Here is a 25,610-nt window from a genome sequence, read left to right as displayed (position 1 = left end):
CTCGAGCGCCCATCCGTGCGCGCCGGCAGCCTCAGCGCATGTCGTGACGCGGCACGGGCGAGGGCGGAGGCGCGCCAGGACGCCGACCGCTCGCGAGGGTGCCCGGGCGCCTCTTCGGCTGCAGATCCCCCGTCGAGGTGATGTCGATGAGGTCCACGAGCTCGGGGGCGTGACCGGAGACGTCCTGCGCTCGCAGGCGATCGAGGAGCTGCTTCACCTGCGCCTCGGCCTTGCCGTGCGCGAGGATCTGACGGATGGACGGCGCCTCCTGCTCGAGCGAGCGGCTCACGGGTTTCCTGCTCTGGCGCCGCCACAGCACAGCAAAGCCATCGCCCTCAGGCACGGGCTCGGGCACGAGCTCCGCGTCTTTCACCCCGGCTGCAGCCGAGAGGAGCCCCGGGTCGACCTTCAGCCCCGGCTCGGACGTGGTGCCATCGGACGCCACGAAGCCGAGATCGCCGCCGCGCATGCTCGTCGCCTTGTCGAGCGATTTCTCGCGCGCGATTTCCTTGAAACGCTGGGGTGACGGGTCCTTCTTCAGCTCGGCCAGGATCGCCTCGGCCTCCCCGCGCGTCGCGACGAGGATGCGCCAGAGCGCCACCATCGCCGGCGAGCTGAACCTGTCGCGGTGGGCCTCGTAATAGGCGCGGACCTCCTCGTCCGTCACCGGGGAGCTCGCCGCCGCCTCCGCCTGGATCCGCTGCAGCAGCGCGGAGCGCAGGACACCGCGCACGCGATCCTGCACGTCGGCGCGCTCCGTCAGCTTCTGCGCGGCGGCCCCCTGGGCGAGGAGCAGCTCGCGCACGAGGACCTGGTTGACGAAGTTCTTCCGGATCTCTTCCGGGGTACGCCCGAAGGTCTGGAGCTGAAACGGCGGGACCTGCGCGAGCCTGCGCTCGACCTCCGACGCCGTGATCGCCGCGTCGCCGACGCGCGCCACCGGGGCGTCCGCAGCGACCGCTGGCTGGGCCTCAGCGCGGAGCGACGGGCCGGTCGACGCCGCGCACACGACCGCCATGGCGGCCGCGCCGAGGTGGAGCTTCAGCGTTCTCGCGGGCATCGGAGCGGGTTATCCCCGCGCCGGCAGGCAAGGTCAAGCTGCCCCTCGGCGCGCTGCCTCGGCGGACACGCCGCGCTCGTCCCCGCGTTCACCTCCGCGCTCGCCGCCCCGCAGCACCCCGGCCTTCCGCAGCGCGTGCGCGTCGAGCCCGACGAACCGGTACACGTCCGCGGAGAAACCGTAGGCGCGGTGGAGGTGCCTCAGGCCCTCCACGAGCTCGGCGGTCACCTCGACCGGGGGCGGGGGCGGGTACGCCTTGCGGATCGAGGCGAGCGGCTCGCCCAGCTCCAGGAGCTCCTCGACGCGCGACAGCACGTCGATCGGCTTGAGCGCGCGCTTGCCTCGCCGCGCGACGCCCTCGGCCAGCTCGGCGAGCAGGCGTCGGCGCCGGCGCTCGGTACGGCCGTCTCCGGCGCGGCCGCCGCCGCCCAGGAGCAGCTCGTTGAACCGGCGCGCGGCCCGGCGCTTCTCGACCGCATCCGGACTTCCCCGGCGGTTCTGCGCACCGCCACCCCGCTTGGCTGGACGTGGCGCTTTGGTGGACCCGGCCGTGCGGGCCGGCGAGCTCTTCGTCTTCACGATCCTCGGCAAGAGCACAGCGCGCTCGAGGAGCCGGTATTCCCCGGCACATCTTCTTGCTGTCCCGGCAGTATAGACAGCTCATCCTCCCGCTTCGAAGAAAGCGGCGGGCGCACGGTCATGCTCGCCCCGCGCGGCGCTGGACGTCAGCGCCCGCCTGCGCACCACGCGAGGGCCGTTCCGACGGCCGCGATCAGCCAGGCCGGCCACGTCGCGCGCACGAAGCCGGCGAGGTCCGACAGGGCGCCGCGCCGGGCGCGCCGCACCGCCTCGGCGTGGCCCACCCGGCGCAGCTCCTCGCGCGCGATCTGCTCGCGCTCCTCGTCGTCGAGCGGATCGCTGCCCGCCAGATGGTGCAGGTGATGTGTCACCTCGTGGTCGATCGTCTCCTCGATCTCCGCGTCGATGTCGAAGCCGGGATCCTCGCGGGCTTCCGACCGGAACGTCCGATAGAAGATCCGGATCTCCGGAGGATGGGCGATCCCGAGCGCATCCGCGGGTGTCCCGGGCGTGTAGCAGCCGAGCAACGGCTCGCCTCCGTCGTCGCAGGCCGGCACGCCTGCGTCGATGAAGAGATCGATGTTCCGCACGCCGCGGGCCTCGTAGATGCGCCCGGCCGCGGCGCGGACGCGCGCCTCGAAGCCGTCGAGATCCGGAAAGGCGCTCGAGGCGCTCGCCCGAGCCCTCGTCCCTGCCCTCGTCGAGCGGGGCTCCCCGAGCGCGTCCGCGTCCGCTCCGGGAGCGCGCAGCGGGGCGCGCGCGAGCTCCCGCTCGAGCGGCACGTCGAGATCGTTGCGGGCGCCGCAGCCCGGGCAGCGGTGGACGGCGAGGAGCCGCGCGGGGTAGCGCGCCTCGTGGTAGAGGTCGACGATCGCCGCCCACGCCTCGTCGGGAGCGCCGGCGAGCGCGTCGGCGATCACCGGCGCGCGGCGCTCGCGGCCGAGCGCCGCGATCCCCATGGCCACCACCAGCGACGGCGTGACGCGCAGGACGCCGTCGTCGGGCAGGCGGAGGAGCGGCATCGCTTCCTCGACGGTGCGCTCCACGAGCCGCACGGCGCGGCAGACGGCGCGACCCACGCGCAGCGCCGGGATCGGGTGCGACACGCCGAAGTCGAACGGGAGATCGAGCTCGGGATCGTCGAGCTCGCCATCGGTGAACGGCCCGATCTCCAGCAGGCCCGACGGAGCGACCTCGAACGGAGCGCTGCAGTTCTCGCAGGTGTAGGCGCCTGGCTCCTCGGGCACGATGCCAGCAGACGCGAGGAGCGCGCGCAGGACATGGGCGTCGGTGAGCGGGAGGCCGAGAGGATCCAGCGGCGCGCCGCGCGCGTCGGCCAGGACCGACGGGCCCGCGAGGACCTGCACGTCGAGCGCGCACCTGCCGATGGATGCGCGCTCGCCGCCGCCGCGGCCTGCGGGAGCGCCGAAGACGGACGAAGCGCGAGCGCGCGCGGCGGCGTCCGACAGGCGCGCCACGCCGCCGGAGGGGAGGTGGACCTGAGCGGGGAGCAGGCGTCGCGCGGGCGCAGGCATCGCGGCGGCCTATATAGCGGGTGGCTCGCCTCAGGGGTCCTCGGGACGCGGCGGACCGCCGACGGCGCCCTCGTCGGTCGGAGCGAGCGATCCCCACGGTTCACGATCCCTGTCGGTCTCGGACGGCTCGCTCGCCGCGCGGCCGACGTCGAGGCCGGCGGCGCTGGCGAGCTCGGCAGCCACCGCCGCGGAGAGCGAGCCTCCGCTGAGCGGTGAAGCGCCGGCGACGGTCGAGACGGGCGACGGCTCCGAGGAAGGGCGATCTCGGCGGCGACGGGGAGCGAGCACCGGCGCGCGCTCCCCGTCGCCGGCCGGATCCGGCGCGGCCGCGCCCACGCGATGGACGGTCGCGCGCAGCTGCACGCGCCCGAGCGACAGGCTCGCCGCGCTGGCGGGCGGCACGCTGGACGAGAGCTCCGCGCCCACGGGCACGCCTGTCCCGAAATCGAGGTAGCGGGTGATCGCCAGGGCGTAGATGAGCTTGCGCACGGTCGGCTCCGGCGCGACCCCGGATCGGAGGAGCGCGGCGAGCGTGGGCGTGGAGCTCTCCAGCGCCTCGATCACCGCGAGCTCGCCCTCGCGGAAACCGAAGCGGCCGGGCTCGAGGGCGGGGTGCAGGCGGAGGGGCACGGCCCCGATCCGCTCCAGGGTCCGCTGGAGGCGCGTCGAGCGCTCGCCGTGCTCGCGCAGCCCCGCCCATAGGAGCGCGAGGGGATCGACCTTCGCGGGATCTCCCCCCCACTCGGCCAGCGCGTCGAGGCCGTCGAAGTAGCGGTACTTCGTCTCCGGGGGCAGATCGAACAGGCGCACCATCCGCCGCACGAACTGAACCTGGGCGAGCCAATCGATGGTCGCGGCGTCGACGCACCCCGACAGCAGCAGCACATCCCCCAGGAGGCCCCTTGTCGCGAGCGCCTCCGCCAGGATCTCGGCGGTGATCACCCCCTCTTCGAGCAGGATCTCCCCGAACCGGGCGTAGCCGTCGCTCGGACGGATCTTCACGGGGTTCCCCCGGACGATCCGCAGCGTGTGCTCGGCGCCCGTGGGCTCCACCAGGATGAGCGCGCCGGTCAGCCGATGCTCGACGGCATAGACGAAAAGATGAGCGAACGGCGTCCGCTCCAGATCTCCTTCCGCCGTCGCGAGACCGTCGGGAGACATCCTGGGCCAAGCTACCATAGCGCGCGCAAGCCGGATCCCCCTTTCTCCACGCGCGGCGGCGCGGAACCTGGTCTGGTGGCGCTGGCGTCGCCGGTCCCGGAGCGCGCGGTGCACGCGCCGCCACACGCTGCCTCGCGCGTCGGGTCGCCGCCATGGATTCTTGCCGCCGCCGACGCACGCTCGACGCACGCTCGACGCACTCCACAGCCGTTCCACGCACGTTCAACGCCCGTTCACGCACGGCTTCCGGCGGAGTGCGCCTGCGCTCCGGCCGGGTGCTCCGCGCTCCAGCGTCAGGCGCGCAGCCGGCGGGCATCGGCCGCGGCGGTTCCGCGCTACGGTGGCAGACATGCCGCGCGGACATGTGCTGGTGCTCGACGACGAGCGGGCGATCTTGACGACTCTCCAGAAGGCCCTGTCGCTCGAGGGCTACACGGTCGACGTCGCCGGCGGCGTCGGGGTTGCAGAGGAGAAGCTCGCGAAGCGGAGCTACGACATCGCGCTCTTCGACGTCTCGCTGCCCGACGGTGACGGCGTGGAGCTGCTCCAGCGGATACGCGCGCTGGGCTCGGAGCTGCCTGTCGTGATGATGAGCGGCCACGCGACGGTCGACGCCGCCGTCCGCGCGACGCGGCTCGGGGCGATCGACTTCCTGGAGAAGCCGCTCTCGACCGATCGGCTGCTGCTCGTGCTCGAGAACACCCTGCGCCTCGTCCGCGCCGAGGCCGAGGCGAAGGCGCTGCGGACGCAGACCGGCCAGGTCGGCGAGCTCATCGGAGCGAGCCGGGCGATGCTCGACCTGCGCGAGCAGATCGCGCGCGCGGCGAAGGCGACCGCGACGGTCTTCGTGACGGGCGAGCGCGGCACCGGCAAGGAGCTCGTCGCGCGCGCGATCCACGGCGCGTCGAAGCGGGCGCGCGGGCCGCTCGAGAAGATGAACTGCGCCGCGGTCCCGAGCGAGCTCATCGAGAGCGAGATGTTCGGGCACGAGGCCGGCGCGTTCACGGGCGCGACGAAGCAGCGGCGAGGCAAGTTCGAGCGAGCGAGCGGCGGGACGCTGTTCCTCGACGAGGTCGGGGACATGCCGCTCGCGATGCAGGCGAAGCTGCTCAGGGTGCTCCAGGAGCGGGAGATCGAGCGCGTGGGCGGGCACGAGACGATCAAGGTCGACGTGCGCGTGGTGGCGGCGACGAACCGCGACATCGAGGCGGCGTGCCGGGAGGGGCAGTTCCGGCCGGATCTCTACGATCGGCTGAACGTGCTGCCGCTGTCGCTGCCGCCGCTGCGCGCGCGGCGCGAGGACGTGCCGCTGCTCGCGCGGCATTTCCTCGCGCTCGCCACGCAGGCGAACGATCGGCCCGGGATGGCGTTCACGGACGGCGGGATGAGCGTGCTGGTCGCCTACAGCTTTCCGGGGAACGTGCGGGAGCTGCGCAACATCATCGAGCGGCTGGTGATCCTGACGCCCGACGAGGCGATCGACGAGGGCGACGTGAAGGTCTGCCTCGGAGGGCAGCAGGCCGCGATGAAGGGCGGGCTCTTCCGGCCGGGGGTGCCGTTCCGGGTGCTCGCGGAGGAGGCGGAGCGGGCGATCCTGGAGGAGGCGCTCGGCCATCATGGAGGGCAGATGGCCGCGACGGCCCGGGGGCTCGGGCTCGAGCGGAGCCACCTGTACAAGAAGTTCAAGGCGCTCGGGCTGCGGGGGGACAAGGGGGAGGCGGAGGACGAATAGGCCGCCAAGGGAGGCGGTCCTCGCGGTGGCGCCGCGCCGAGGGGAGGGTCTGCGCGGCGGCCGGGGGTGGGCGCTCACCATCCGCCGAGGCGGGAGCGTGGAGCTTGCGCATGGACCACCACCCGGCATGTCTCCCGTCGGGCCTTGCCACCTGGGACGTTTCGTCGCGCGCCACACAAGGCGCGCCTGAGACGTCGAGCCCGCTGGACCCTTATGGCACCTCGGTCGGTGCTCGATCGCGCCCACCCCCGGCCGCCGCGCAGACCCTCCCCTCGGCGCTACGGGAGTGGAAGTGGCGCGACAGGTTCGGCCGCGACATGGGCCGCAGCTGGACCAATACTCCTTCCGGGGTGGTCATATCTTCGTGGGTGCGCGGCCTGGTCCCGGTGCTCCACGTCCGTACGAACGGCGCGTGCTCCGTCTGGGATCCCTGTCGAAATATTCCCTCGATGGGCAGCGCTCTGTACCGGCTCTCGTCGTCGCCTTCGCCCGATCCCAGCCCTATCTCTTCGAGGAAAGACAGCTCTGGGACGGGCTCGTTCACGAGGGCAAACCCGTCTGCAACGGGCTCGTCCAGGACTGGGTGACGTGGCAGCTCGAGGCGGCGGACAACGACGGGGCTCACCCGTTCGAGCTCCTCTGCCGCGTGCTCGATCAGCTTTCTCATCCCGAGGAGACGATGAAGCCCGGCAAGCCGGTGCGGCTCTACCTTGACGACGTGCGCAAGTTCCCGACCGTCGAGCTGCCATACGGAACGATCCCCATCGTCCACGCGTCCGCCGGGATGAAGCGGATCCTCGCGCTCTCCTACCTCATCGCGTGGTCCTGGTCGGAGCACGTGCAGGCGTCACGCCTGATCGGCTGGCAACCCTCGGAGCGCATCGTCGTGCTGATGGAGGAGCCCGAGACGCACCTGCACCCCAGGTGGCAACGCCACATCGTCCCCGCGCTCCTCGGTGCCCTGAGCAGGCTCTCCCCGTCGATGCGCCCGCAGGTGCTGCTGACGACGCACTCGCCCCTCGTTCTCGCGTCGATGGAGCCGCACTTCAAGCCGGCCAGCGACAAGCTGTTCGTGTTCGAGCTCCATGGCACCGACGTGACCGTGCGCGAGCTCCCGTGGACGAAGCGCGGCGACGCGATCGGGTGGCTCACGTCCCCGGTGTTCGGCCTGGAGCAGGGGCGCTCGATCGAGGCGGAGCGCGCCATCAAGGCTCGACTTCCGGCAGCAGTGGTACCGGATGTACTGCGAGGGAAAGCTCAGCCTGGACGGCCTCGCGCACTGGGCGCCCCTCCTTGCGCGCGCGGTGCGGAAGCAGCGGGAGCAAGCAGCCGCCGAGTCGGTGGCGAGCGACGGTGCCCCGCGCTCCGCGCAAGAGGAAGCGTCGGGCGCATGACTGCTGCCGCACCGTGGAAATCGGCCGTGGCGAAGTGTTCGCCCAACAGCGTCTGCCCCCGACCGGCAGACGGCACATCAGAGCCTGTCGCATAAATCGCCGGCCAGGCTTCTCAGAAGGCGCTGCGCCATCAAGGAAGGAGGTACTGGCGACCGCTTCCGGTTCCTCAAAGGCTCCCAGCTGCCTCCCCCAGACCGTTTCCGGTTCGCCGAAGGCTCCCAGCTGCCTCCCCCGAACCGTTTCCGGTTCGCCGAAGGCTCCCAGCTGCCTCCCCCGAACCGTTTCCGGTTCGCCGGCGGGCGGAACCCGCGCATCTTCACCCAGCGCGCGGCGATTTGCTCTGGCACGACGCGAGCGCCGGAGGGGGTCTCCGCGCGGCAGGGCGCGGGTGGGCGCGGCGAGCACCGACCGAGGTGCCATAAGGTCCAGGAGGGCTCCACGTCTCAGGCGCGCCTTGTGTGGCGCGCGACGAAACGTCCCAGGAGGCAAGGCCCGAAGGGAGACATGCCGGGCGGTGGTCCATGCGCAAGCTCCGCGCTCCCGCCTCGGCGGATGGCCGAGCGCCCACCCGCGCCCTGCCGCGCGGAGACCCCCTCCGGCGCGTGCAGCCGGGATCTCCGCCCTCCCCTCGCCCCGAGCCCCGAGCCCCGAACCTCAATCCGGCATCGCCCGCGGCGCAGGCGGCGACGCGCCCTTCATCGCCTTCTGGTACTCGAGCGCCTGCTTCGCGTAGTCGTCCCGCTTCATCTTCGCGTACGCCTTGGCGAGCTCCCCGTAGATCTCCGCCGCGTCCCCCGGCTTCGGCCCGGACAGGAGCGCGCTGTTCAGCTCGTAGATCGCCGACACGTGCCGCCCCGTGCGCGCCAGCGCCCGCGCATAGAGCCGGTGGATCTCCGGGTTCGCCACGTCGACGAAGATCGCGCCCTCGCCGACCTTGCGCGCCTCCTCCCACGCGCCGCGCTCCACGAGCAGCCGTAGCAGCCGCCGCCAGACCCGGCGATCGTGCTGGTCGAGGAGCGCGAGCCGGCGCAGCGCCGAGAGCTCGCCCGCCGCGTCCTTCTGCCGGCGCGCGAGGTCGTAGAGCCCCTGGAGCGGCTCGGCCTGCGTGGGATCCTGGCGCGACGCCGCCTCGAGGTTCGCCTTCATCTTCGCCGCGTCCTTCTTCAGCTCGGCGAGATCGGCGAGCTTCATCCGCACGACGTAGCCGTCGTTCCCGTCGGCGATCATCTTGCTCAGGAGCCTCGCCGCCTCGTCGGGCTTCTTCTCGGCGAAGGCCGCCCGCACCTTGAGGTAGGTCGCGTCGGGCTGCTTCGGGTCGACCCGGAGCGCCTCGGCGAGCACCGCCTCTCCCTCCTGGCTCTGCCCGTCCTCGAACAGCGCGAGCGCGAGCTCGACGAGCCGCTTCGCGTCCTTCGGAGCGCGCGCCGCCGCCTTGCGCGCCTCGTCGAGCGGCGGCGCGTGCAGATCCGGGACGTACTGCTTCTCGTAGCGCTCGAGGCGGGGCTTCAGCCACGCGCGGAAGCGCCGGTCGAGCTCCTCGGCGCTGATCCCGAGCGACTCCTTCACCACCTCCTGCGTCCGCTTGCCCGCGGCCCACCGGGGCAGCATCGAGACCACTTTCGGGAAGCCGAACTCGCCCGCCATGAAGACCACGATCTGGCTCGCCGCGAAGTAAGCCATCGTCACGTCCTCGATGTCGTCGACGTGCGTGAATGCCCGGTTGAACCCGTCGACCGCCGGGATCCTCCCGCCCTTCAGGGCGGCGAACAGTGCCGGATCTTCCTCACGGTGCCACTCGGGCCGCCGCACGATCGTCTCGTACTCGCTGAGCCCCTCGGTGAACCAGCGCGGGACGTGGTTCTTCGAGAGCTGGATCGCGAAGACGTGCCCGAGCTCGTGCCACAGCACGTTCCCCCAGTTGAACTCCCCCGCCGCCGGGCTCAACGCCGCGAGCGTCTGGCCGAAGCAGACGCCCTGGATGCCCACGTTGGGCAGGCCGCTCGTCCTGACGCTGAAGTTCTCCGTCGACGCGTAGAGCTCGATCGAGACCGGGACCTTCGGCGTGAAGCCGTACCGCTTCACCATCGAGCCCCAGGCCTCCTCGAGCATGCGCGGCACGTACCGCTCGAGGATCGCCCGCTCCTGCTTGTGGTAGCGGACGCGGAACGTCTGCCCCTCCACGGTCACGTACTGCGCCGCGATGTCCTTCTCGTAGAGGTTCAGCGTGTTGAAGACCCGCACGTTGAAGCGGTCCTTGTCCCACGCCTTCTGGAGCGAGAGCACGCCGCTCTTCTCGTCGCCGGCGCGGATCAGGTTCAGGCCGAGCGTGGCGTGCGCCTTCGCGTCGTTCGGATCGACCTGCGTCGCCTCCCCCATCATCTTGACGATGTCGTCGTAGCGATGCTCCCACTCCGCGAACTCGCCGACGATCTGGAAGAACCGCGAGAACTCCGGGTTCAGGCCGAGCACCTTCGCCTTGATGGCCTCGAAGCCGGCCGCGTCGTCGGCGAGGAAGCGGCCCGCCGCCTTGATCGAGAGCAGCGCGAGGTCGTTCGGGTTCACCTTGAGCCCGCGGTCGGCCGCGGCGTCCGCGGCGTCGATGTCCATGTCGCGGAGCGCGAGCCCGGCGCGGACGAAATACGCCTCGGCGAGGTTCGGATTCACGGAGAGCGCCTGCGCGACCTCGCTGTCGGCGCCGCCGAAGTCCATCGCGCTCTCGAGCTTGACGCGCGCCATGGCGACGCGGCAAAGCGGATCCTTCGGGGCGAGCTTGAGCGCCTCCTTCACGACCTGACCGGCGTGGCCGGGGTCGTATTTGTCGAGGAACAGCTCGGCCCGCCAGAGCAACGTCTCGACCCGCTGCTTGCCGCCGACCTTCTCGGCCGCGTTGAACGCGTCGTTCGCGTCGCGCGCGCTCCGGAGCAGGTGCGCCGCGCGCCCGACAAGCGACAGCCCCTCCGCGTCGCTCGCGGTGATCTTGTCATCGTTGTAGTCGTCGATGATGGTCATCAGCGGCGCGCGCGCCTCGCCCCGCTTGCCCGACTCGATCAGGAGCTCGCCGAGCACGAGCCGCGCGCGGCGGGCCTCGTCCTCCCGCTCCACCTCGCGCACCGCCGCGATCGCCTCGGCCATCCTCCCGCGGCGCGCGAGCGCCTGGGCCCGGAGCGGCGCGGCGGCGATCCGCGCCTCCTTGCCGAGCGCGGCGGCGGCCTTCGCCGTCTTCGCCGCGTCGTCGTAGCGGCCCGTGAGCAGCTCGATCCGCGCCTTCGCGAGCAGCGCCGCGGCGCGCTCTTTCCCGCCCTGGAGGCTGAGGATGACCTTCTCGGCCTCCGCGTAGTCGCCCTGCGCGAGGAGCGCCTCCGCGCGCGAAAGCGAGGGGGACGGCTCGCCGGAGGCGGGAGCGGCGGCCGCGCAGGTGGCGGCGACGAGGAGAGCGGCAAGAGAGCGGCGGATCGAGTGGTTTCGCATGTCACCCCGTGCGCAACCGTGCGCGACCGTTCGTCAATCGTGCACGACCGCACGCAAACGAACGCAAACGAACGCAAACGAACGCAAACGAACGCAAACGAACGCAAACGAACGCAAACCTACGTTGAGACGCGGCGCCCGGTCGAGCCCGGGTGAGGCCATCGTAACCGACGCCACCGGCGCGACCGAACGGCGAAAGGCCGAGCATGAGCGAGCGCGCGAGGGCGCGCCAGGGCGCGCGCTCCCGCGATCGTGGTATGCGGGCGTCCATGGCAAGCAAGCTCGCCGGGCGGGTCGTTCTCATCACGGGCGCGTCGTCGGGGATCGGCGAGGCCCTCGCCCGGGAGGTCGCCCGGCGCGGCGGCCGGGTCGTCCTCGCGGCGCGGCGGGCCCAGCGGATCGAGGCGCTCGCGACGGAGATCCGGCGGTCCGGCGGCGAGGCGCTCGCGACCCCGTGCGACGTCACGCGCGACGGCGACGTGGAGCGCGCCGTCGCGCAGGCGAGCGAGGCGTTCGGGGGGCTCGACGTCGCCATCGCGAACGCCGGGTTCGGCGTGGCGGGGCGCGTCGAGGAGCTCGCGCTCGACGATTTCCGCCGGCAGTTCGAGACCAACGTCTTCGGCGCGCTGCGCACCGTGAAGGCCGCGCTGCCGGAGCTCAAGCGATCACGCGGCGGCGTCGCGCTCGTCGGCAGCGTGATGGGCTACCTCGCGGTCCCCGCGGTGGGCGCCTACACGATGAGCAAGTTCGCGGTGCGCGCCCTCGCCGAGACGCTGCGCGCGGAGCTCCACGCCGAGGGCGTCGCGGTCACGCACGTCGCGCCGGGGTACGTGGCGAGCGAGATCCGCCAGATCGACAACGCGGGCAACCTGCACGAGGGCACCCCGGATCCCGTGCCGCGCTGGCTCGTCATGCCGGCGCAGACGGCGGCGCGACAGATCATGGACGGCATCGCCGCGCGGCGCGCCGAGGTGATCGTGACCGCCCACGGCAAGCTCGGGGTGTCGCTCTCGAGGCACGCCCCGGGGCTCCTCCGCGCGACCGTGTCGAGGCTCCCGCGCAAGCGCCGCGTCAGCGAGCGCTGAGCCGGCGCGGCGCCGCCTACGGCGCGGCCTGCGCGAGCTCGCGCCGGACGAGCGCCTCCAGGGCGTCGATGAAGCGCGGCCGCGTGTTCACGGCCGGCGCCCGGGAGAGCCGCGCGAGGCCCGCCTCACGGGCGAAGACCTGCGCCTCCACGTCGAGATCGTAGAGGGTCTCGACGTGATCCGCGACGAAGCCGATCGGCGCGATCAGCGCCTCCCGCACGCCGCGCGCGGCGAGGCCGTCGAACGTCGACCGCAGATCCGGACCGAGCCAGGCGTCGCCGGTCATGCCCTGGCTCTGGAAGGCGACGAGCACCGGGTTCCCGCGGGCGGCGATGCGGCGCTCCACCTCGGCGGCCATCGCGCGGAACTGGCGCTCGTACGGATCTCCGGCGGCGATGATCCGCTGCGGGAGGCTGTGGGCGGAGAGGATCACCGCCGCCTTCGCCCGGCCCTCCTCGGGGATGCGCGCGAGCGCCTCGTCGATCACCTCGACGAAGGCGTCGATCAGCGCGGGCTCGAGCCCCCACGCGGGCACGCACCGGACCTCCATGCCGCCCTGCTCGGCAGCCGCGTCGCGGACGACGGCGTGGTAGACGTCGACGGACTGCGGCGCGAGCGGCAGCGAGACGACGCGCCTCACGCCGCTGCGGTGGAGCGCGCCGAGGACCTCGGCCGGATACGGGTGCCAGAGGCGCCCGGCGATGGCGACCGGGAGACCGAGCCTCGCAGCGAGCGCGTCCGCCTGGGCCTGCGTGATGCGCATGAGCGGCGAGCCGCCGATCGCCTGGAAGCGGCGGCGGACCTCGTCGATCACCTCCGGCGGGGCGGGCCTGCCGCGGCGGATGTTGGTGACGAATGCGGGCAGATCGTCGAGCCGCTCGACGGTGCCGTGGCAGCTGAGGAGGACGGCGGTGGTCACGGCGCTACTCTACATCGGCGCCGCGCGAGCAGCGCAGCATCGGCGCCGCGCGAGCAGCGCAGCATCGGCGCCGCGCGAGCAGCGCAGCCCTCGCCAGCGCGTGAGGGCGCCGCCGCTCGCTGGCGCTGGCTCAGTCCGCGTCCCAGGCGACGACGACGCGATCGTGGCCGATGAGGCCGTTCTTCTTGCGGGCCAGGTGCTGCGCGACGACCCGATCGCCGGCCGCATAGACGCGCACTTCCATGTACGCCAGCCCCTCGTCGGTCTCGATTCCGTCCAGGATCTCCGTCGTGTCGAGCTGGCGCTCCCAGCCCGAGACCGGATCGCGGAAGAGGTCGCTCTTGAGCCGCTCCAGGATCGCGTGCCTCCCGCTGGTGACGCTGGGGTGGGCCGGCGGATCGCGGCTGCTCACCTCCTCGATCACGGCGTCTTCCGCGTAGATCCGGGAGAGGGCCTCGATGTCCTTGCCCCTCAGGGCACGGGTGATCTCTGCGAGCAGTCCACCGTTCACCCGCTGGGCCGAGGGTCGCGTCCGCGCCGAGCCTTCCATGCCCGCTTGCATGGGACGCAGCGGCGCAGGCGTCGAGCCCGTGCCAGGGCCGCGCGGCAACGGTGACGGTGATGAAGCGATGAAGCGCCGCATCCCGGCAGCGACATCGGGCCGCGACGCGAGCGTCACGGATGTGACAGACGGGCGCTGAGCTCGGTGGAACGCTGAGCTCGGTGGGCAGCCCTCGTCCACATGGCCACCAGCCGAGATCGCGTGGCTGGCGGCGAGTTGCAGCGCCTGGACGGACGTGATGGATAAGGAAGGTTATGACGCAGCGCCGCACAGTCGTGCTCGCCGATCTCCATCTCGTGCGCCAGACGCCGCGCGACGTGACCGCCGATCTTGCCCGGTTCGTGGAGGCCCACCGGGGGGCACGCATCGTGGTCGCGGGCGATCTGTTCGATCTCTCCTCCGAGTCGCCCTGGATGCCCCGGCCGCGCGCGCTGCGCGAGGCGCTCCTCGCGCACCCGACCGCGCGGGCGGCGCTCGCCGAGCACCTCGACCGCGGCGGCGAGCTCTGGCTGGCGGGTGGCAACCACGACGCCGAGGTCGGGGCGCCCGACTTCCCCGTGGCGCTGGCGGAGGCGCTCGAGGTGACCGGCGAGGCACGGTCGCGGCTCCGGACGACGCCCTGGTTCTTCCGCGAGGGGGCGATCCATCTGGAGCACGGCCACCTGTACGATCCTGACAACGCCCCGGCTCACCCGCTCGTGGTCGGTGAGCGCAGCCTCGGCGTTCACTTCGTCGAGGAGTTCATCGCGCCGACCGGCGCGCACCGCTATCTGCAGGCGAACGATCAGACGCCGCTCAGCTTGTTCCTCTCGGCGTTCACCTGGTACGGCCCTCGCGCGCCCTACGTCATCTACCGCTACTTCCACGCGGCGATCGGCGCGATGTTGAAGAGCGGCCCGCTCTACCGCGCGGGAGGCGAAGCCACGGTGGGCGCCGCGGCCATGGAGCGCTTCGCGCACGAGCTCGGGGTGCCGCGCGCGATGGCAGACGCGCTCGTCGGGCTCGGGGCCACGCCGACCCTGGAGAGCGCAGCGCGCACGTTCACGCGGCTGTACTTCGATCGCGTGATCGCGACGCTGTCGATGGGCGCCGGGATCGCGGCGCTCGGGCTCGGCGCGCGGGAGACCGGCGCCGCGGCGCTCGGGCTCGGCGCGCTGCTGATGGGCGCGAGCTGGGCGAACGGGCACAACCGCTACGCCGGCACGGTCACCGAGCGCCTGGCCGAGAGCGCTGGCCGCGTCGCGAGGACGACCGGCGCGAAGCTGGTCGTCTTCGGCCACACGCACCGCGAGGCGCTCGGCGACGGCTACGCGAACACCGGGAGCTTCTCGTTCCCTCGCGCCGCGCCCGGCCGGCCCTACGTGGAGATCGAGGGGCCGCCGGAAGCACCGCGCGCGATGACCCGCTTCTGGAGAGCCGTGGCGTGACTCCGAACCACCATCCGAACCACTAGAAGAGCCGCCGAGCGGCGGCCGCCCGCGCAGGAGACGGGCGGCCGTCGGTCGCTCTAGCCCCCACTCGCGTGCGCCGTGAGCGCGCCCTCGACGAGGTCGAGCGCGAGCGGGACGTCCTCTTCCGGGATCGGCGCGCCGCCGAGCATCGCTGCCAGCAGCCGCTCCCTCGGCTCCGGCCGCAGCACGACAGGACCGCCGCCACAGGCCCGGCAGACGAGGCCGCCGCGCGCCGGGTCGGCACAGGCCGACTGCGTCGTGTCGCAGGCGCGCCCGCAACGGACGCACTGCGTGAGCTCGAGGCCCCAGCCGAACGCGACGAGCAGGCGCAGGCCGGTCTCCACGAGCAGCGCCTGGGGAGGGGCAGTGGACACCTCGTCGAGGCGGTCGAGCAGCTGGTTCAGCTCGCTCCACGCCGCCTGCTCGGCGGTGTGCGCCGGCGCGATCTCCCGCACCCAGCGCAGCGCGCGCCCGGCCACCTCGAGGCGTCCGAGATCCCCCGCGAGGCGCAGGCGCGGGCGCTCGATCGCCGCTTCCGTGAGCTGGGCGAGCTCCGCGCCCGGACGGATCTCCAGCGTCACGCGGAGCAGGTGCATCGGCTCGAGCGCCGGGAAGCGCTTGGCCGAGCGGCGCGCGCCGCGCGCCGTGGCAGAGATGAGCCCCCCCTGCTCGGTGAAGAGCCCGACCAGGAGGTCGGCTTCACCGAAAGGGACACGCCGGACCAGAAGCGCCCCGGTCCGGAGGCGCTCCGTCCGCGGGCGAACCGATCGAGGCATGGCAGGTACCGGCGGTTATGGCGCGAACCGCGCGCGAGCGCCCGGCGAAAATTTGGCCCTCAGGCCGAGAGGGAGGTACGAGCCCTCGCGAGCGTGCCCTCCGACAGCTCCGGCGGCATGTCGTGGCCGCGGGGCCTGAGCACGATGCTGAGCGCCAGCGTGAAGAGGATGAGCAGCAACACGAACGCGATCGCGACCCCGAAGCGCCTGCTCTGGGTGCGGCGCGCGGGCGCCGCGATGGGCAGCGGTGTCACCAGCGCGATCCGGCGGCTCGCCGTATATCGGGCCAACACCTCCTCCATCGGGAGCGAGACCGCGCGAGCGTACGCCTTCAAGAACCCGCGAACGAACACCTCGCCGGGCAGGTCGTCGAAATGATCTGCCTCGATTCGCTCGATGGAGATCACCGGGATGCGCGTGGCGCGGGCGACTTCCTCCACGCTCATGGCTCGAGCCTCACGCGTGCGTCTCAGGTAGCGTCCGATCGACTCCATCCCATTCCACCCATCGTCATTCGGTCGTCACTCTACTCACCCTGAGAACCGTTGCTCAACCCCCTAGCGCACCCCGCGGTACTTCTCGGAGAGCGGCGCGCCGAGGCCCTATTGCAACGTCTGTAACTGTGCAGCGCAGCGCTGCCCCACGGGCGTCGTCGCGTTGATCTCCCGGCACCGCTCGAGATCGGCGCGCGCGTCGTCCACGAGCCCCCTCTTCTCGGCGATGCGGGCGCGCGCGTCGAACGCGTCCTGCAGCCGCGTGCACTCCGGCTGGTCGGTCTCGACCGCCCTCGTCAGCGCCTCGCGCGCCAGATCGAGCTCGCCTCGCTTCTCGTAGGCGAGGCCGAGCCGGTACTGCCCCACGCAGAAGAGCGGCTGCGCGGCAATCGCGCGGCGTAGCGCGTCGATCGCCTCGTCGTTCCTGCCCTTGAGCAGGTACGCCCAGCCCAGGTTGCCCCACGACTTCTCCGGCGAGGCGTACAGGATGTCCTCGGTCAGCGGCTTGAGCACCGCGATTGCCTCGTCGTAGCGCCGCTGATGCACGAGGATGACGCCCAGCGCGTTCTTCGCGTCCCGCATCTCCGGGTTCGCCTCGAGGGCCCGCCGCGCCATCTTCTCGGCGCTGTCGAAGCGGCAGTCGCTGGAGTGGGCATCACCCGCGCAGAAGCCGAGCAGGATCAAGGCGCCGAGATAGGACGCCTCGGCGTTGTCCTCGTCGTGCGAGAGCGCCTGCTCGACGTGCGCCAGCGCCTCGCGCAGGCGGCCGCGCTGGAACGAGTCGCGCGCGAGATCATATTCCGCGAGCGACCGCGCGTCGCTCGTCTGCGCCGAGGGCTGCGCGCCACCGCACGACGCGAGCGCGAGCGGCGCAATGGACGCGACGGACGCGACGGACGCAAACGACAACAGCGACCCCATCGACACGACAGCAGCCGCGCTGGGGATGCACCCCGCGCGGGTCGCTGCTGTCCTGTGTCGCTGCGAGGTCATGTGCGATCTTGAATCCGCTGCCGGACGATGCCGCGGCGCGGCACATTGTCAGGACGGGACTTCGCCTGCCCTGCGGGGAACCCTGAGTAAACCAGGCCGCTTGTCACGTCAACCTGCGAATCTCCCAGGAAGACGCGGCGCGTTCTCAGGATCCCGATTCGGCTTCCAGCAATTGTCAGGTCGGCGTAGGATGGCGGCGCAGGCGGTTCCTGCTCGTCACTGTTCGCCACGGATCTCGTCCTTGAGACCCAGCAGGCCGAACAACCTCCGCAGCGCTTCGATATCCGGGATCTCGAGGCGCTCGTCAGCGACGCGCAGGTACTGGCCCTCCCGGAGCTGCTGGACGGCGCGCTTCACCGTGTCGACGTCGAGGCCGACGCGGGTGGACAGCTCCATCGGCGAGATCGCGAACGAGGCGCCGTTCGATGCGGCGCCGCCGGTGGCGCGCGACTGCTGCGCGAGCTTGAGGAGCGCGTTCACGACCTTCGACTGCGTGTCGTTGAGCATCATGATCTCGATCTGGTCCTCCGCGTCGCGGAGCCGACCGACGAGCTGCTTGATGATGCGCAGCGCGACGGCCGGGTTGCGCTCGACGAGGTTCTGCAGCGTGCCCTGATCGAGCGCGAGCGCGACCCCGCGGGAGAGCGCGATCGCCGTCGACGAGCGCGCCGCGCCGCCGAGGAGCGCGGATTCGCCGAACAGATCGCCGGGCTTCAGGACCATCAAGCTGCGCTCGGCGCCGCGGACCTTCTTGATGAGCCGGACCCGCCCTTCCTCGAGGAGGTACGCCTCGGTCCCGGGCTCGCCCTCGCGGAAGATGACGTCGCCGGCCTCGAACGGGCGGCCGAACCGGGCGCGGAGCCGCTCGGGATCGGGCCCCGGCTCGGCCGACTCCACGGGGGCGGACGGGGCGGCGGGCTCGTCGCGCGACGCGGCGGGGACGGAGGGAGAGCCAGCAGGCTCCGCTGCCGCGGCGGGCGGCGGAGCGCGCTCCGCGTCGCTGGGGCTCGAGGCCTCGCGCTCCGCGTCGGGTGCGACGCCGTCCCCTTCAGGCGAGCTGATCATCGGGGCGGAGTGTATCCCAGCTCGGCCGGCTTCGCGTCCGGCGCGCGCACATAGAGCGGCTCCAGGAGCGCCGGATCGTGCGGGGCCGCCGCTGGCCCGCGCTCGCCGCCCGCGGCGGCCGCCCGGAGCCGGTCGATCGCGAGGCGTCCGATCCATGTCGCGTCGGGAAAATCCAGGGCGTCGCCCCGCGCGGCGAGCGGCCGGAGCGCCTCGATCTCCTCGGCGACGGCGCCGACGACGACGATGCGGCGCCCCGCGGCGAGCTCGGCCACGACATCGAACACCGCGTCGCGCGGCAGGTGGCGCGGCGGGATCGAAGGCGCCGCCGCGGGCGCATCGAAGGCCGCCAGGAAGACCTCCCCCTTCTTGGCGTCGATCAGCGGGACCAGGAGATCGCCGGGGCCCGCCGCGCCAGCAGCGAAGGCGGCGGCGGCCATCGCCTCGAGCGATGTGACGCCGGCGACCGGGACGTCCAGCGCCAGCGCGACGCCCTTGGCCGCCGCGACCGCCACCCGGACCCCGGTGAACGAGCCGGGCCCCACGTCGCAGCCGAGCGCCTGCACCGCGGCGGCCGGTAGGCCTGCCGCGGCGAGCACCTCGTCGACGGCTCCGAAGATGCGCTCTGCGTGCCCGTGCAGGTCGGCGTAGGTCGTCGCCGCGAGCAGCCGCGCGCCGGCCGCCGGCGCCGCGGCGAGGCCGGCGGTGGAAAGCGCACCGCCCCGCGACGCCGCCGCCTCGGCGTGCAGGTCCACGTCCGCTGCTTCGAAGAGGGCGGCGCTGCCGCGCGGGGTCGAGGTCGAGAGGGCGAGGAGCTTCAAGGCGCGCTCGGGAACGTTGCAGCCGCGATGCTGTCTGGCAGAACCTCGGGCCAAGGGCAACGAGCTTCGGCGAGGCGCTGGGGCCGCTGCGCGTCCGACTGGGCCGAAGGGCGGGGTGCGAGCCGATGCGCGATCAACGAGCGATGCTGCCGGCGCTCCTCGTATCGGCGCTCGTCCATCTGGGCGCGTGGAGCTCGGCGCGGCTCGGGCCGGAGCTGCCCGCCAGCGATCCCGCCGAGCCAGCGGCGGAGCGCGAGCCGATCGATCTCTGGACCGGGCTCACGGCCGCGCTGCCGGGCAGCGGTGGCGCGGCGCGCCCGAGCGACGCTCGCGGCGGGCGCGACGAGGCCGGCGAGCGCGGCGAGCCGACGAGCATGCCAACGGCGCGCGCTCCGGCCGATGCCAGCCGGCCCACGGCGCCTGCAGAGCGCCCCGCAGAGGCCGGCGGCGAGCCGGCGCCGCCCATGGCGGCCGCGCCGCGCGGCCCGGCAGCGCCCCCGCCCAAGGCGACGCCCCGGCCCAAGGCGACGCCCCGGCCCGCGGAGCGACGCCGGGAGCCCGCGGCGAACGGGGAAGCCGGCGCACCGGCGCGCTCCGCCGCCGCGCGGACGAGCGCTGGCGCCGGAGAGGACGGCGAGGGCGACTTCGGGGCGGCCGGCGTCAGCGCTGTGCGCAACCTCGGGCGCGCCTTCACGAGGGCCATCCCGCCCGCGTGCCAGGCGGATCCGATCTGGGCGACGCTCCCGCCCGGAAGCGCGGGGAAGGCGCGCTTCGTGATCGACATCGACGACGCCGGGCACATCGCAACGTGGCGTCCGGAGCCCGGAGGGGAAGAGCCCGCGCGACACCTGAGCAACCTGACGAAGCGGACAATCGCGCTGCTCGGCGGCGGGACGTTCGCGGTGGCGCGGGGCGCCGTGACGGCGGGGAAGCAGACGCTGGAGGTGAGCGCCGTCGTCCGCGTCGGCGAAGGCGCGGGAGAGACAGGCGCCCCTGCCGATCTGGCGTGGCGCTTCGAAGGGGGGCGCGGCAAGGCGTCGTTCGTCCAGCCCGGCGGTCGCCTGGTGGAGGTCGTCGTCCAGGTGGTGCGCACGGAGGCCGCGCGAGGCGCGCCTCCTGGCTGAGCGGCCAGCGGGCCGCGCGTGCGCCGCCTCGTCCGGCCCACGGAGCAGCTCGGCCGCGGCGCGGAGCGCTTTCCAGCGGCCGGTCCTTGCGCGCTTGCGGTCGCGCCTCGAGGCTCTACGTCCGGCCCGTGGGACGGCTCCGCGCTGCCGCATGGGCGTGTGTCGGGTTCCTCGGGACCGCACCGCTCGCTGCCTGCGACGACCGGGCAGCCGCGCTCTCGCCCCCTCCATCGCCCCGCGGCGCGGCGAGCGCGCCGTGCTCGGTCCTGCGCGCGGAATCGCCGCCCGAGCCGCCAGCGGCCCGCGGCGCGATGACCCTGCCTGCGCTGATCGAGCAGGTGCGGCCGGTGGTGGTGACCGTCACCACCCTGCGCGCGCCCTCGTTTCCAGACGGGCGCGCGGGCCCGGCGCTCCCGTTCGATGGCCGTGTGCAGCGGGTGGAGCGGGCGATCGGATCCGGGTTCGTGATCGCCGAAGAAGGGCTCGTGCTGACGAGCGATCACGTGATCGGCGACGCGTTCGGCATCGAGGTGCAGCTCTCGGACGAGCGCGCCTTCGAGGCGACCGTGGTCGGGCGGGATCCGACGCTCGACGTGGCGCTGTTGAAGCTGCTCGGAGCGGGGTCGCTGCGGGTCGCCTCCCTCGGATCGAGCGCGCCGGTTCGGCCTGGCGACGGCGTCATCGTGATCGGGAGCCCGTTCGGGCTCGGACCGACCGTGACCCGGGGCATCATCAGCGCGACGTCGAGGCCCATGGGCACGGGGAACCTCGACGGCTTCCTCCAGACCGACGCCGCCATCAACCCGGGAAACAGCGGCGGGCCGCTCTTCGACGCCACGGGGCAGGTGATCGGCATCGCGACGGCGATCCACGCCGATGGCCGCGGCATCAGCTTCGCCCTGCCGATCGACGAGGTGCTCGAGATCCTGCCCGAGCTGCGGGAGACGGGCCGCGTGGACCGGGGGCGCATCGGGATCAGCTTCCAGGAGGTGACCTCGCAGCTCGCGCGGGTGCTCCGGCTGCCAGGGCGGATGGGCGCGCTGATCACGGAGGTCGAGCCGGAGGGCCCCGGATCGCGGCTGGGCTTCAGGCCGGGCGACGTGATCACGTCGGTCGAGGGGCACCGCGTCGAGCACGCGCGCGAGCTCGCGCGCATGCTCCGGCGAGCCAAGCCGGGAGACGAGGTGGAGCTGATCTACAAGCGCGACGGCGCGGACCGGCGCGCGACGATGAAGCTCGATCCCTCGGCCCCCCACGAGCCATCGTCGAGCTGGCGCGCGCTGGAGGATCGCGCGCCGAGGGACGCCGAGCAGCCGCCGTTCGGCGTGCTGGCGAGCGACGCCCTGGAAGGTGCGCGCATCGAGTCGATCGCGCCTCGGAGCCCTGCGGCTGGCCGCCTCGAGGTGGGCGACGTGGTGCTCGACCTGAACGGCGCGCCGGTGCGGGGCGGCGCCGACCTGACCGCGCGCCTGGGCGCGGCGGCACACAAGGATCTCCTGTTGCGGGTACGGCGCCACGGGGCGCCCCGCTACCTCGCGGTCCCGGCGCGCTGAGCGGGCATCGCTCCAGCGACCTCGGTCCAGCGCGCTGGGCGCGGGCGACACACTCACCGAGCACTGGCCACATGCCGGCGAGCGCGGGCCCACTGCTCACCGAGCGCGGGCCCACTGCTCACCGAGCGCGGGCCCACTGCTCACCGAGCGCGGGCTACATGCCCGCAATGGACGCTGCTACGTTACGCCGCATGGGAGCTTTGGCAGGCGCGAGGTGCCCGATTTGCCGCAAGTCGGCGGGGCCCAGGCCCGAGAACCCGGTCTTTCCGTTCTGCTCGCCCCAGTGCAAGCTGGTGGACCTCGGCCGCTGGCTCGACGGTGGCTACCGGGTGCCTGGCCCGCCCGTTTCATCCACAGGGGACGCCGAGACCGTGGAATCGACGGGACGAACCGACGGGCTCGACGGGAACATCCAGGAAGAGGACGAATGATCTCTCGTCGCGCGCTTTGCCTGCTCACCGTTCTCACGTCGGCCTCCATGACGTCCGCGGCCCTGGCACAGCAGGGGCAGCCGCTCTTGGGGAACTCGCCGAGCGCCGCCTCGCCCGCCGGCGCCGCGGCCGCGCAGCCGAACCCGTACGATCCATCGATGCAGGCCGGAGGCCTGGCGCCGCCCCCTCCGATGACCACGCCCGAGCCGGAGCCCGCCGCCCCCGACGGCACAGAGCAGCGCCTCGACGAGGCCAAGGAGCGGGACTCGGGGCGCGGCCTCGAGATCGTCTGGCTGAACGTCGAGGGAGGCTACGAGAACGTCGGCCTCCAGACGTTCAACATCGACGAGGACGACTTCACGGCCGGGTTCGTTTCGAGCGCGGCCAACGGGGGTGTCATCGGCGCGGGGGCCGGCGTCCGGCTCCTGTACTTCACGCTGGGCGCCCGCGGACGGGTCGGGTTCTTCAGCGACTGGCAGCTCTTCACCCTGGGCGGCGAGGTCGGCATGCACCTGCCGCTCGGGAAGCTCGACCCACACGTCGATCTGGGCTTCGGCTACGCCGGCCTCGGCAGCGTCAAGAGCGCGGTGAGCGGCGCGGCCGACGCCATCGCGATCCGCGGCTTCTACGGAAGGGTCTCCGGTGGGCTCGACCTCTACCTGTCGCCGGTCTTCTCGATCGGCGCGAACGCGAGCTGGGAGCTCCTGGCGCTGACCAGGCCGGGGCTCTCCTCGGCCGCGATCGAAGGGATCAAGGGCGGAGCCGCCGCGCCTCAGCAAGCCAAGGCCGATCTGCTCGCGGCCGAGGGCTCCAGCGTGGGCTCGGCGCTCGCCCTGACCGCGGTCGCCGGCCTCCACTTCTAGCCGCAGCGAAGCCAGCTCCGCCGCCCCGCCCCTCGCGCCCATGAACGCCGCCGCCGCGCTCCTCTGGCTCGCCACCGTCGCAGCGCCGCTCGGAGGGCTGGCCGCGCTCCTCGTCTGGTCGCAGCGCCTCTATGGCAGGCGCCGGTTCGCGGTGGGGACGGCGCTGCTCGGCGCGCTCGCGTTCGTGCCGGCGCTGCTCATCGAGACGTTCCTCCAGCGCTGGCAAGGCGTCGACAAGGTCGCCAGCGCGCTCGACGCCGTCACGCTCGTCTACATCTTCGTGGTCACGGCGCCGCTGGAGCAGGGCCTCAAGGTGGCGGCCGTCGCGCCGATCGCGCGGCTGCGCGCGGTGGAGGAGCCGTTCGATGGGCTCGTGTACGCGGCCGCCGCGGCGCTCGGGTTCGTGTCGGCCCACAACGCCGTGTACCTGTGGGGCCGGCCGCTGGAGCCGCTCGACATCGCGCGGGCCCTCCTCGCCGTGCCGGGGCACCTCTTCTTCGCCTCGCTCTGGGGCTACGCGCTGGGCCGTGAGCGCACGCGGCCGCTGGGCGGCCGTCGCTTCAACGCCGCGTGGCTCGGCGCGATGGTGCTCAACGGCGCCTACGACTACATCGTCTTTGCGTGCCGCCCGGTCGCGCTCGTCATCGCGGCGCCGGTGCTCCTCGGCACCGGCCTCGTGACCTTCCTCGCCGCCCGCGACCTGCTCCGCCGAGGCGCGTCGCCGCACAGCTCGCAGCGCAGGGAGCGCCGCTTCCTCCCCCGCATCGCTCCGCCGTCGCTCGGAACGTTGCGTGAGGCGCTCAGGCGCACCGAACGACCGGTGACGCTCACGTGGATCGCCTTCGGCGCGCTCGTCACGGTCGGGGTGATGACGACCGCGCTCGCGATCGCGATCGCGCTCGGCCATCGCTTCGGCGTCGACTTCGCGGCGGTGGACCGGGGCGACGCCTCGACCGCCGCGGCGGCGCCGCTCCTCTTGCTCGTCGCAGCGGCGATCGCCGCCTTCCCCTTGGCTGGTTATCTCGTCGCCCGGGCCTCGTCGACGGGCAGCGTCCTTGAGCCGGCCGCCTCGGCGGCGCTCGCCATCCTGGGCTCTCTGGTGCTGCTCGGCCTCGCGGCCCCCGTCGCCGTCGTGTTCGCGGCCGCGCTCGCCCCCATCGCCTTCAGCCTCGCGTGCGCGGGCGCCTGGATCGGCACGACGCGCTGAGCGCGGCGCACGCTCGCGCCTGGCGCTGGAAATCCTGCCAGTTCGGTGGGCGTCGGCTCTGCGATGAGCCCGCGCGACCCCGACCTCGTCGCCACGCAGCGCCGCCCCGCGCCGCTGCCGCCGCAGCGCTGGCCGGAGCTCGAGCGACCAGCAGACCTACGCGGTCGCCGCCTTCGCCGCCGGCTGGTGCTTGGCTACCTCGTCCTGGAACCTGCGGAGCAGCTCCTGCGCTGCGGGCGACAGGTTCCGCGGCACCTCGACCTGGATGACCACCTGGAGCGCTCCGCGGCCGCGACCATCGATCCGGGGCGCGCCCTTGCCCTTGACCGAGATCACCTCGCCGGGCTGCACGCCCGCCGGGACCTCGACGTCGACGACCGTGTCGTCCGGCAGGTCGATCTTGACCGTGCTGCCGAGAGCCGCGTCGGCGAAGGAGATGGGCGCCCGCGTGATGAGGTCGAGCCCGTCGCGCTCGAAGCGCTCGTCCGCGGCGAGATCGACGTCGACGTACAGATCGCCGGGCGGCGCGCCCTGGGCGCCCGGCATGCCCTGGCCCGGCACCCTGAGCCGCTGGCCGCCGTCGATGCCGGCCGGGAAATTGACGACGACCTTCCGCGTCTTCTCGACCGCCCCGAACCCCTTGCAGGTGGCGCACGGCGTCTTGATGACCGAGCCCTCGCCCGAGCATTCAGGGCACGTCTGGGTGAACATCACGAACCCGCGCGAGGTCGAGACCTGCCCGGCGCCGCCGCACGTACCGCACGGCTTGCGTTTCGTCCCTGGCTTCGCCCCCGAGCCGGAGCAGTCGTCGCACGCCACCGGCGTCCGCAGGACGACCTCCCGCTTGCAGCCGAGCAAGGCGTCCCGCAGCGAGAGCCGCTGCTGAACCCGGATGTCCTGGCCGCGCGCGGGCCCGCGCCGCCGGCGCTGCCCGCCGCCGAAGCCGCCGAAGAACTCCGAGAAGATGTCCTGGAAGTGGGAGAAGATGTCGCCGTCGGCCGCGCCGCCGATCCCCTCGAGGCCGGCGTGCCCGAACTGGTCGTACCGCCTGCGCTTCTCCTCGTCGGAGAGGACCTGGTACGCCTCGGTGGCCTCTTTGAAGCGGGCCTCCGCCGACGCATCGCCGGGGTTCCGGTCCGGATGGTTCTTCAACGCAGCCTGACGATAGGCCTTGCGAATGTCGTCAGGCGTCGCGTCTCGCGCGAGGCCAAGAACTTCGTAGAAGTCGCGCTTTTCACTCATGAATCGTGGACCGCCGCGTCGATCCTGCCCGACAGCGGGCACAGGTGCCGGCAGACCATAAGTCGTCGTGCGCGCCTGTCAACGCGTAATACAGCGTG

General features: G+C 72.9%; 22 protein-coding genes. 9 read left to right on the top strand and 13 right to left on the bottom strand.

The genetic code is table 11. The annotated features are described in order from the left end of the window. Positions 1-31: 31 nt before the first annotated feature. From WMF39_RS09140 to WMF39_RS09125, 4 genes are all read right to left on the bottom strand, one after another. The gene (locus WMF39_RS09140) at positions 32-1,060 is read right to left on the bottom strand and encodes a peptidylprolyl isomerase (protein WP_437745157.1); all 1,029 of its coding nucleotides are present in this window, start codon (positions 1,058-1,060) and stop codon (positions 32-34) included. Positions 1,061-1,093: 33 nt separating this feature from the next. Continuing rightward, positions 1,094-1,639: a hypothetical protein gene (locus tag WMF39_RS09135; RefSeq protein ID WP_437745156.1), complete on the bottom strand. Its 546-nt coding sequence runs from the start codon at positions 1,637-1,639 to the stop codon at positions 1,094-1,096. 146 nt (positions 1,640-1,785) lie between these two features. Beyond that, entirely contained in the window at positions 1,786-3,174 is a 1,389-nt protein-coding gene (locus WMF39_RS09130; RefSeq protein WP_437745155.1) for a metallopeptidase family protein, read from the bottom strand. A gap of 30 nt (positions 3,175-3,204) precedes the next feature. After that, the gene (locus tag WMF39_RS09125; RefSeq protein WP_437745154.1) at positions 3,205-4,335 is read right to left on the bottom strand and encodes a hypothetical protein; all 1,131 of its coding nucleotides are present in this window, start codon (positions 4,333-4,335) and stop codon (positions 3,205-3,207) included. A 349-nt stretch (positions 4,336-4,684) separates the two neighbouring features. Here WMF39_RS09125 and WMF39_RS09120 point away from each other — a divergent pair, with 349 nt between their 5' ends. Together WMF39_RS09120 and WMF39_RS09115 are read left to right on the top strand one after the other, a co-directional pair. Continuing rightward, positions 4,685-6,067 (top strand): sigma-54-dependent transcriptional regulator, encoded by a 1,383-nt coding sequence (locus tag WMF39_RS09120; protein ID WP_437745153.1) that lies wholly within the window; start codon positions 4,685-4,687, stop codon positions 6,065-6,067. A gap of 412 nt (positions 6,068-6,479) precedes the next feature. Further along, positions 6,480-7,556 (top strand): AAA family ATPase, encoded by a 1,077-nt coding sequence (locus WMF39_RS09115; protein ID WP_437745152.1) that lies wholly within the window; start codon positions 6,480-6,482, stop codon positions 7,554-7,556. Between the two features lie 559 nt (positions 7,557-8,115). On the opposite strand, the gene WMF39_RS09110 is transcribed toward WMF39_RS09115, so the two are convergent. Then, positions 8,116-10,929, bottom strand: coding sequence for a tetratricopeptide repeat protein (locus tag WMF39_RS09110; protein ID WP_437745151.1), 2,814 nt, complete (start codon positions 10,927-10,929; stop codon positions 8,116-8,118). Positions 10,930-11,198: 269 nt separating this feature from the next. Between WMF39_RS09110 and WMF39_RS09105 the strand changes: the two genes are divergently transcribed. Beyond that, positions 11,199-12,014: an SDR family oxidoreductase gene (locus WMF39_RS09105; RefSeq protein WP_437745150.1), complete on the top strand. Its 816-nt coding sequence runs from the start codon at positions 11,199-11,201 to the stop codon at positions 12,012-12,014. Positions 12,015-12,030: 16 nt separating this feature from the next. Here the strand turns inward: WMF39_RS09105 and hemH are convergent, their stop codons facing one another. Together hemH and WMF39_RS09095 are read right to left on the bottom strand one after the other, a co-directional pair. Then, positions 12,031-12,933: a ferrochelatase gene (gene hemH / locus WMF39_RS09100; protein WP_437745149.1), complete on the bottom strand. Its 903-nt coding sequence runs from the start codon at positions 12,931-12,933 to the stop codon at positions 12,031-12,033. A 130-nt stretch (positions 12,934-13,063) separates the two neighbouring features. Continuing rightward, positions 13,064-13,483: a hypothetical protein gene (locus WMF39_RS09095; RefSeq protein WP_437745148.1), complete on the bottom strand. Its 420-nt coding sequence runs from the start codon at positions 13,481-13,483 to the stop codon at positions 13,064-13,066. A gap of 266 nt (positions 13,484-13,749) precedes the next feature. Here WMF39_RS09095 and WMF39_RS09090 point away from each other — a divergent pair, with 266 nt between their 5' ends. Then, positions 13,750-14,922 carry a UDP-2,3-diacylglucosamine diphosphatase gene (locus WMF39_RS09090; RefSeq protein WP_437745147.1) on the top strand — a complete coding sequence of 391 codons (1,173 nt, stop codon included), beginning with the start codon at positions 13,750-13,752 and terminating at the stop codon, positions 14,920-14,922. An 80-nt stretch (positions 14,923-15,002) separates the two neighbouring features. Here the strand turns inward: WMF39_RS09090 and recO are convergent, their stop codons facing one another. The 5 genes from recO to tsaB form a co-directional block, all read right to left on the bottom strand. Then, positions 15,003-15,722: a DNA repair protein RecO gene (gene recO, locus WMF39_RS09085; RefSeq protein ID WP_437745146.1), complete on the bottom strand. Its 720-nt coding sequence runs from the start codon at positions 15,720-15,722 to the stop codon at positions 15,003-15,005. A 59-nt stretch (positions 15,723-15,781) separates the two neighbouring features. Further along, the gene (locus tag WMF39_RS09080) at positions 15,782-16,216 is read right to left on the bottom strand and encodes a helix-turn-helix domain-containing protein (protein WP_044964367.1); all 435 of its coding nucleotides are present in this window, start codon (positions 16,214-16,216) and stop codon (positions 15,782-15,784) included. Positions 16,217-16,324: 108 nt separating this feature from the next. Further along, positions 16,325-17,137, bottom strand: coding sequence for a tetratricopeptide repeat protein (locus WMF39_RS09075; RefSeq protein ID WP_437745145.1), 813 nt, complete (start codon positions 17,135-17,137; stop codon positions 16,325-16,327). 288 nt (positions 17,138-17,425) lie between these two features. Next, positions 17,426-18,274: a Crp/Fnr family transcriptional regulator gene (locus tag WMF39_RS09070; RefSeq protein WP_437745144.1), complete on the bottom strand. Its 849-nt coding sequence runs from the start codon at positions 18,272-18,274 to the stop codon at positions 17,426-17,428. Continuing rightward, entirely contained in the window at positions 18,271-19,092 is an 822-nt protein-coding gene (tsaB, locus tag WMF39_RS09065) for a tRNA (adenosine(37)-N6)-threonylcarbamoyltransferase complex dimerization subunit type 1 TsaB (protein ID WP_437745143.1), read from the bottom strand. Before tsaB ends, WMF39_RS09070 begins: the two co-directional genes overlap by 4 nt. A gap of 125 nt (positions 19,093-19,217) precedes the next feature. Here tsaB and WMF39_RS09060 point away from each other — a divergent pair, with 125 nt between their 5' ends. From WMF39_RS09060 to WMF39_RS09040, 5 genes are all read left to right on the top strand, one after another. Further along, complete coding sequence (locus WMF39_RS09060) at positions 19,218-20,216, top strand: hypothetical protein (protein WP_437745142.1); 999 nt, start codon at positions 19,218-19,220, stop codon at positions 20,214-20,216. A gap of 128 nt (positions 20,217-20,344) precedes the next feature. Further along, on the top strand, positions 20,345-21,769 hold the full coding sequence (locus tag WMF39_RS09055) for a trypsin-like peptidase domain-containing protein (RefSeq protein WP_437745141.1): 1,425 nt from the start codon (positions 20,345-20,347) through the stop codon (positions 21,767-21,769). Between the two features lie 191 nt (positions 21,770-21,960). Continuing rightward, complete coding sequence (locus tag WMF39_RS09050; RefSeq protein WP_437745140.1) at positions 21,961-22,200, top strand: DNA gyrase inhibitor YacG; 240 nt, start codon at positions 21,961-21,963, stop codon at positions 22,198-22,200. After that, complete coding sequence (locus WMF39_RS09045) at positions 22,197-23,063, top strand: hypothetical protein (protein ID WP_437745139.1); 867 nt, start codon at positions 22,197-22,199, stop codon at positions 23,061-23,063. The genes WMF39_RS09050 and WMF39_RS09045 overlap by 4 nt, the downstream gene beginning before the upstream one ends. Positions 23,064-23,103: 40 nt before the next feature. Further along, positions 23,104-24,270 carry a PrsW family intramembrane metalloprotease gene (locus tag WMF39_RS09040; protein WP_437745138.1) on the top strand — a complete coding sequence of 389 codons (1,167 nt, stop codon included), beginning with the start codon at positions 23,104-23,106 and terminating at the stop codon, positions 24,268-24,270. 156 nt (positions 24,271-24,426) lie between these two features. On the opposite strand, the gene dnaJ is transcribed toward WMF39_RS09040, so the two are convergent. Continuing rightward, positions 24,427-25,512, bottom strand: a complete 1,086-nt coding sequence (gene dnaJ / locus WMF39_RS09035) for a molecular chaperone DnaJ (RefSeq protein ID WP_437534265.1) — start codon at positions 25,510-25,512, stop codon at positions 24,427-24,429. Positions 25,513-25,610 lie beyond the last annotated feature (98 nt).

It is taken from the genome of Sorangium sp. So ce1504, from assembly GCF_051521635.1.
GTDB classification, from domain to species: Bacteria; Myxococcota_A; Polyangia; order Polyangiales; family Polyangiaceae; genus Sorangium; species Sorangium cellulosum_B.
Note: the sequence above shows the minus strand (reverse complement) of the source record. Positions and strands in the feature narration are given on the sequence as shown.

What these genes read in the sequence shown, in the direction of transcription:
- WMF39_RS09120 (WP_437745153.1), top strand. Translation starts at nt 4,685, where the DNA reads ATGCCGCGCGGACATGTGCTGGTGCTCGACGACGAGCGGGCGATCTTG.
- WMF39_RS09040 (WP_437745138.1), top strand. Translation starts at nt 23,104, where the DNA reads ATGAACGCCGCCGCCGCGCTCCTCTGGCTCGCCACCGTCGCAGCGCCG.
- WMF39_RS09140 (WP_437745157.1), bottom strand. Translation starts at nt 1,060, where the DNA reads ATGCCCGCGAGAACGCTGAAGCTCCACCTCGGCGCGGCCGCCATGGCG.
- dnaJ (WP_437534265.1), bottom strand. Translation starts at nt 25,512, where the DNA reads ATGAGTGAAAAGCGCGACTTCTACGAAGTTCTTGGCCTCGCGCGAGAC.
- WMF39_RS09110 (WP_437745151.1), bottom strand. Translation starts at nt 10,929, where the DNA reads ATGCGAAACCACTCGATCCGCCGCTCTCTTGCCGCTCTCCTCGTCGCC.
- WMF39_RS09050 (WP_437745140.1), top strand. Translation starts at nt 21,961, where the DNA reads ATGGGAGCTTTGGCAGGCGCGAGGTGCCCGATTTGCCGCAAGTCGGCG.
- WMF39_RS09045 (WP_437745139.1), top strand. Translation starts at nt 22,197, where the DNA reads ATGATCTCTCGTCGCGCGCTTTGCCTGCTCACCGTTCTCACGTCGGCC.
- WMF39_RS09080 (WP_044964367.1), bottom strand. Translation starts at nt 16,216, where the DNA reads ATGGAGTCGATCGGACGCTACCTGAGACGCACGCGTGAGGCTCGAGCC.
- WMF39_RS09060 (WP_437745142.1), top strand. Translation starts at nt 19,218, where the DNA reads ATGCGCGATCAACGAGCGATGCTGCCGGCGCTCCTCGTATCGGCGCTC.
- WMF39_RS09075 (WP_437745145.1), bottom strand. Translation starts at nt 17,137, where the DNA reads ATGGGGTCGCTGTTGTCGTTTGCGTCCGTCGCGTCCGTCGCGTCCATT.
- WMF39_RS09095 (WP_437745148.1), bottom strand. Translation starts at nt 13,483, where the DNA reads ATGGAAGGCTCGGCGCGGACGCGACCCTCGGCCCAGCGGGTGAACGGT.
- WMF39_RS09130 (WP_437745155.1), bottom strand. Translation starts at nt 3,174, where the DNA reads ATGCCTGCGCCCGCGCGACGCCTGCTCCCCGCTCAGGTCCACCTCCCC.
- recO (WP_437745146.1), bottom strand. Translation starts at nt 15,722, where the DNA reads ATGCCTCGATCGGTTCGCCCGCGGACGGAGCGCCTCCGGACCGGGGCG.
- WMF39_RS09125 (WP_437745154.1), bottom strand. Translation starts at nt 4,335, where the DNA reads ATGTCTCCCGACGGTCTCGCGACGGCGGAAGGAGATCTGGAGCGGACG.
- WMF39_RS09090 (WP_437745147.1), top strand. Translation starts at nt 13,750, where the DNA reads ATGACGCAGCGCCGCACAGTCGTGCTCGCCGATCTCCATCTCGTGCGC.
- WMF39_RS09070 (WP_437745144.1), bottom strand. Translation starts at nt 18,274, where the DNA reads ATGATCAGCTCGCCTGAAGGGGACGGCGTCGCACCCGACGCGGAGCGC.
- WMF39_RS09105 (WP_437745150.1), top strand. Translation starts at nt 11,199, where the DNA reads ATGGCAAGCAAGCTCGCCGGGCGGGTCGTTCTCATCACGGGCGCGTCG.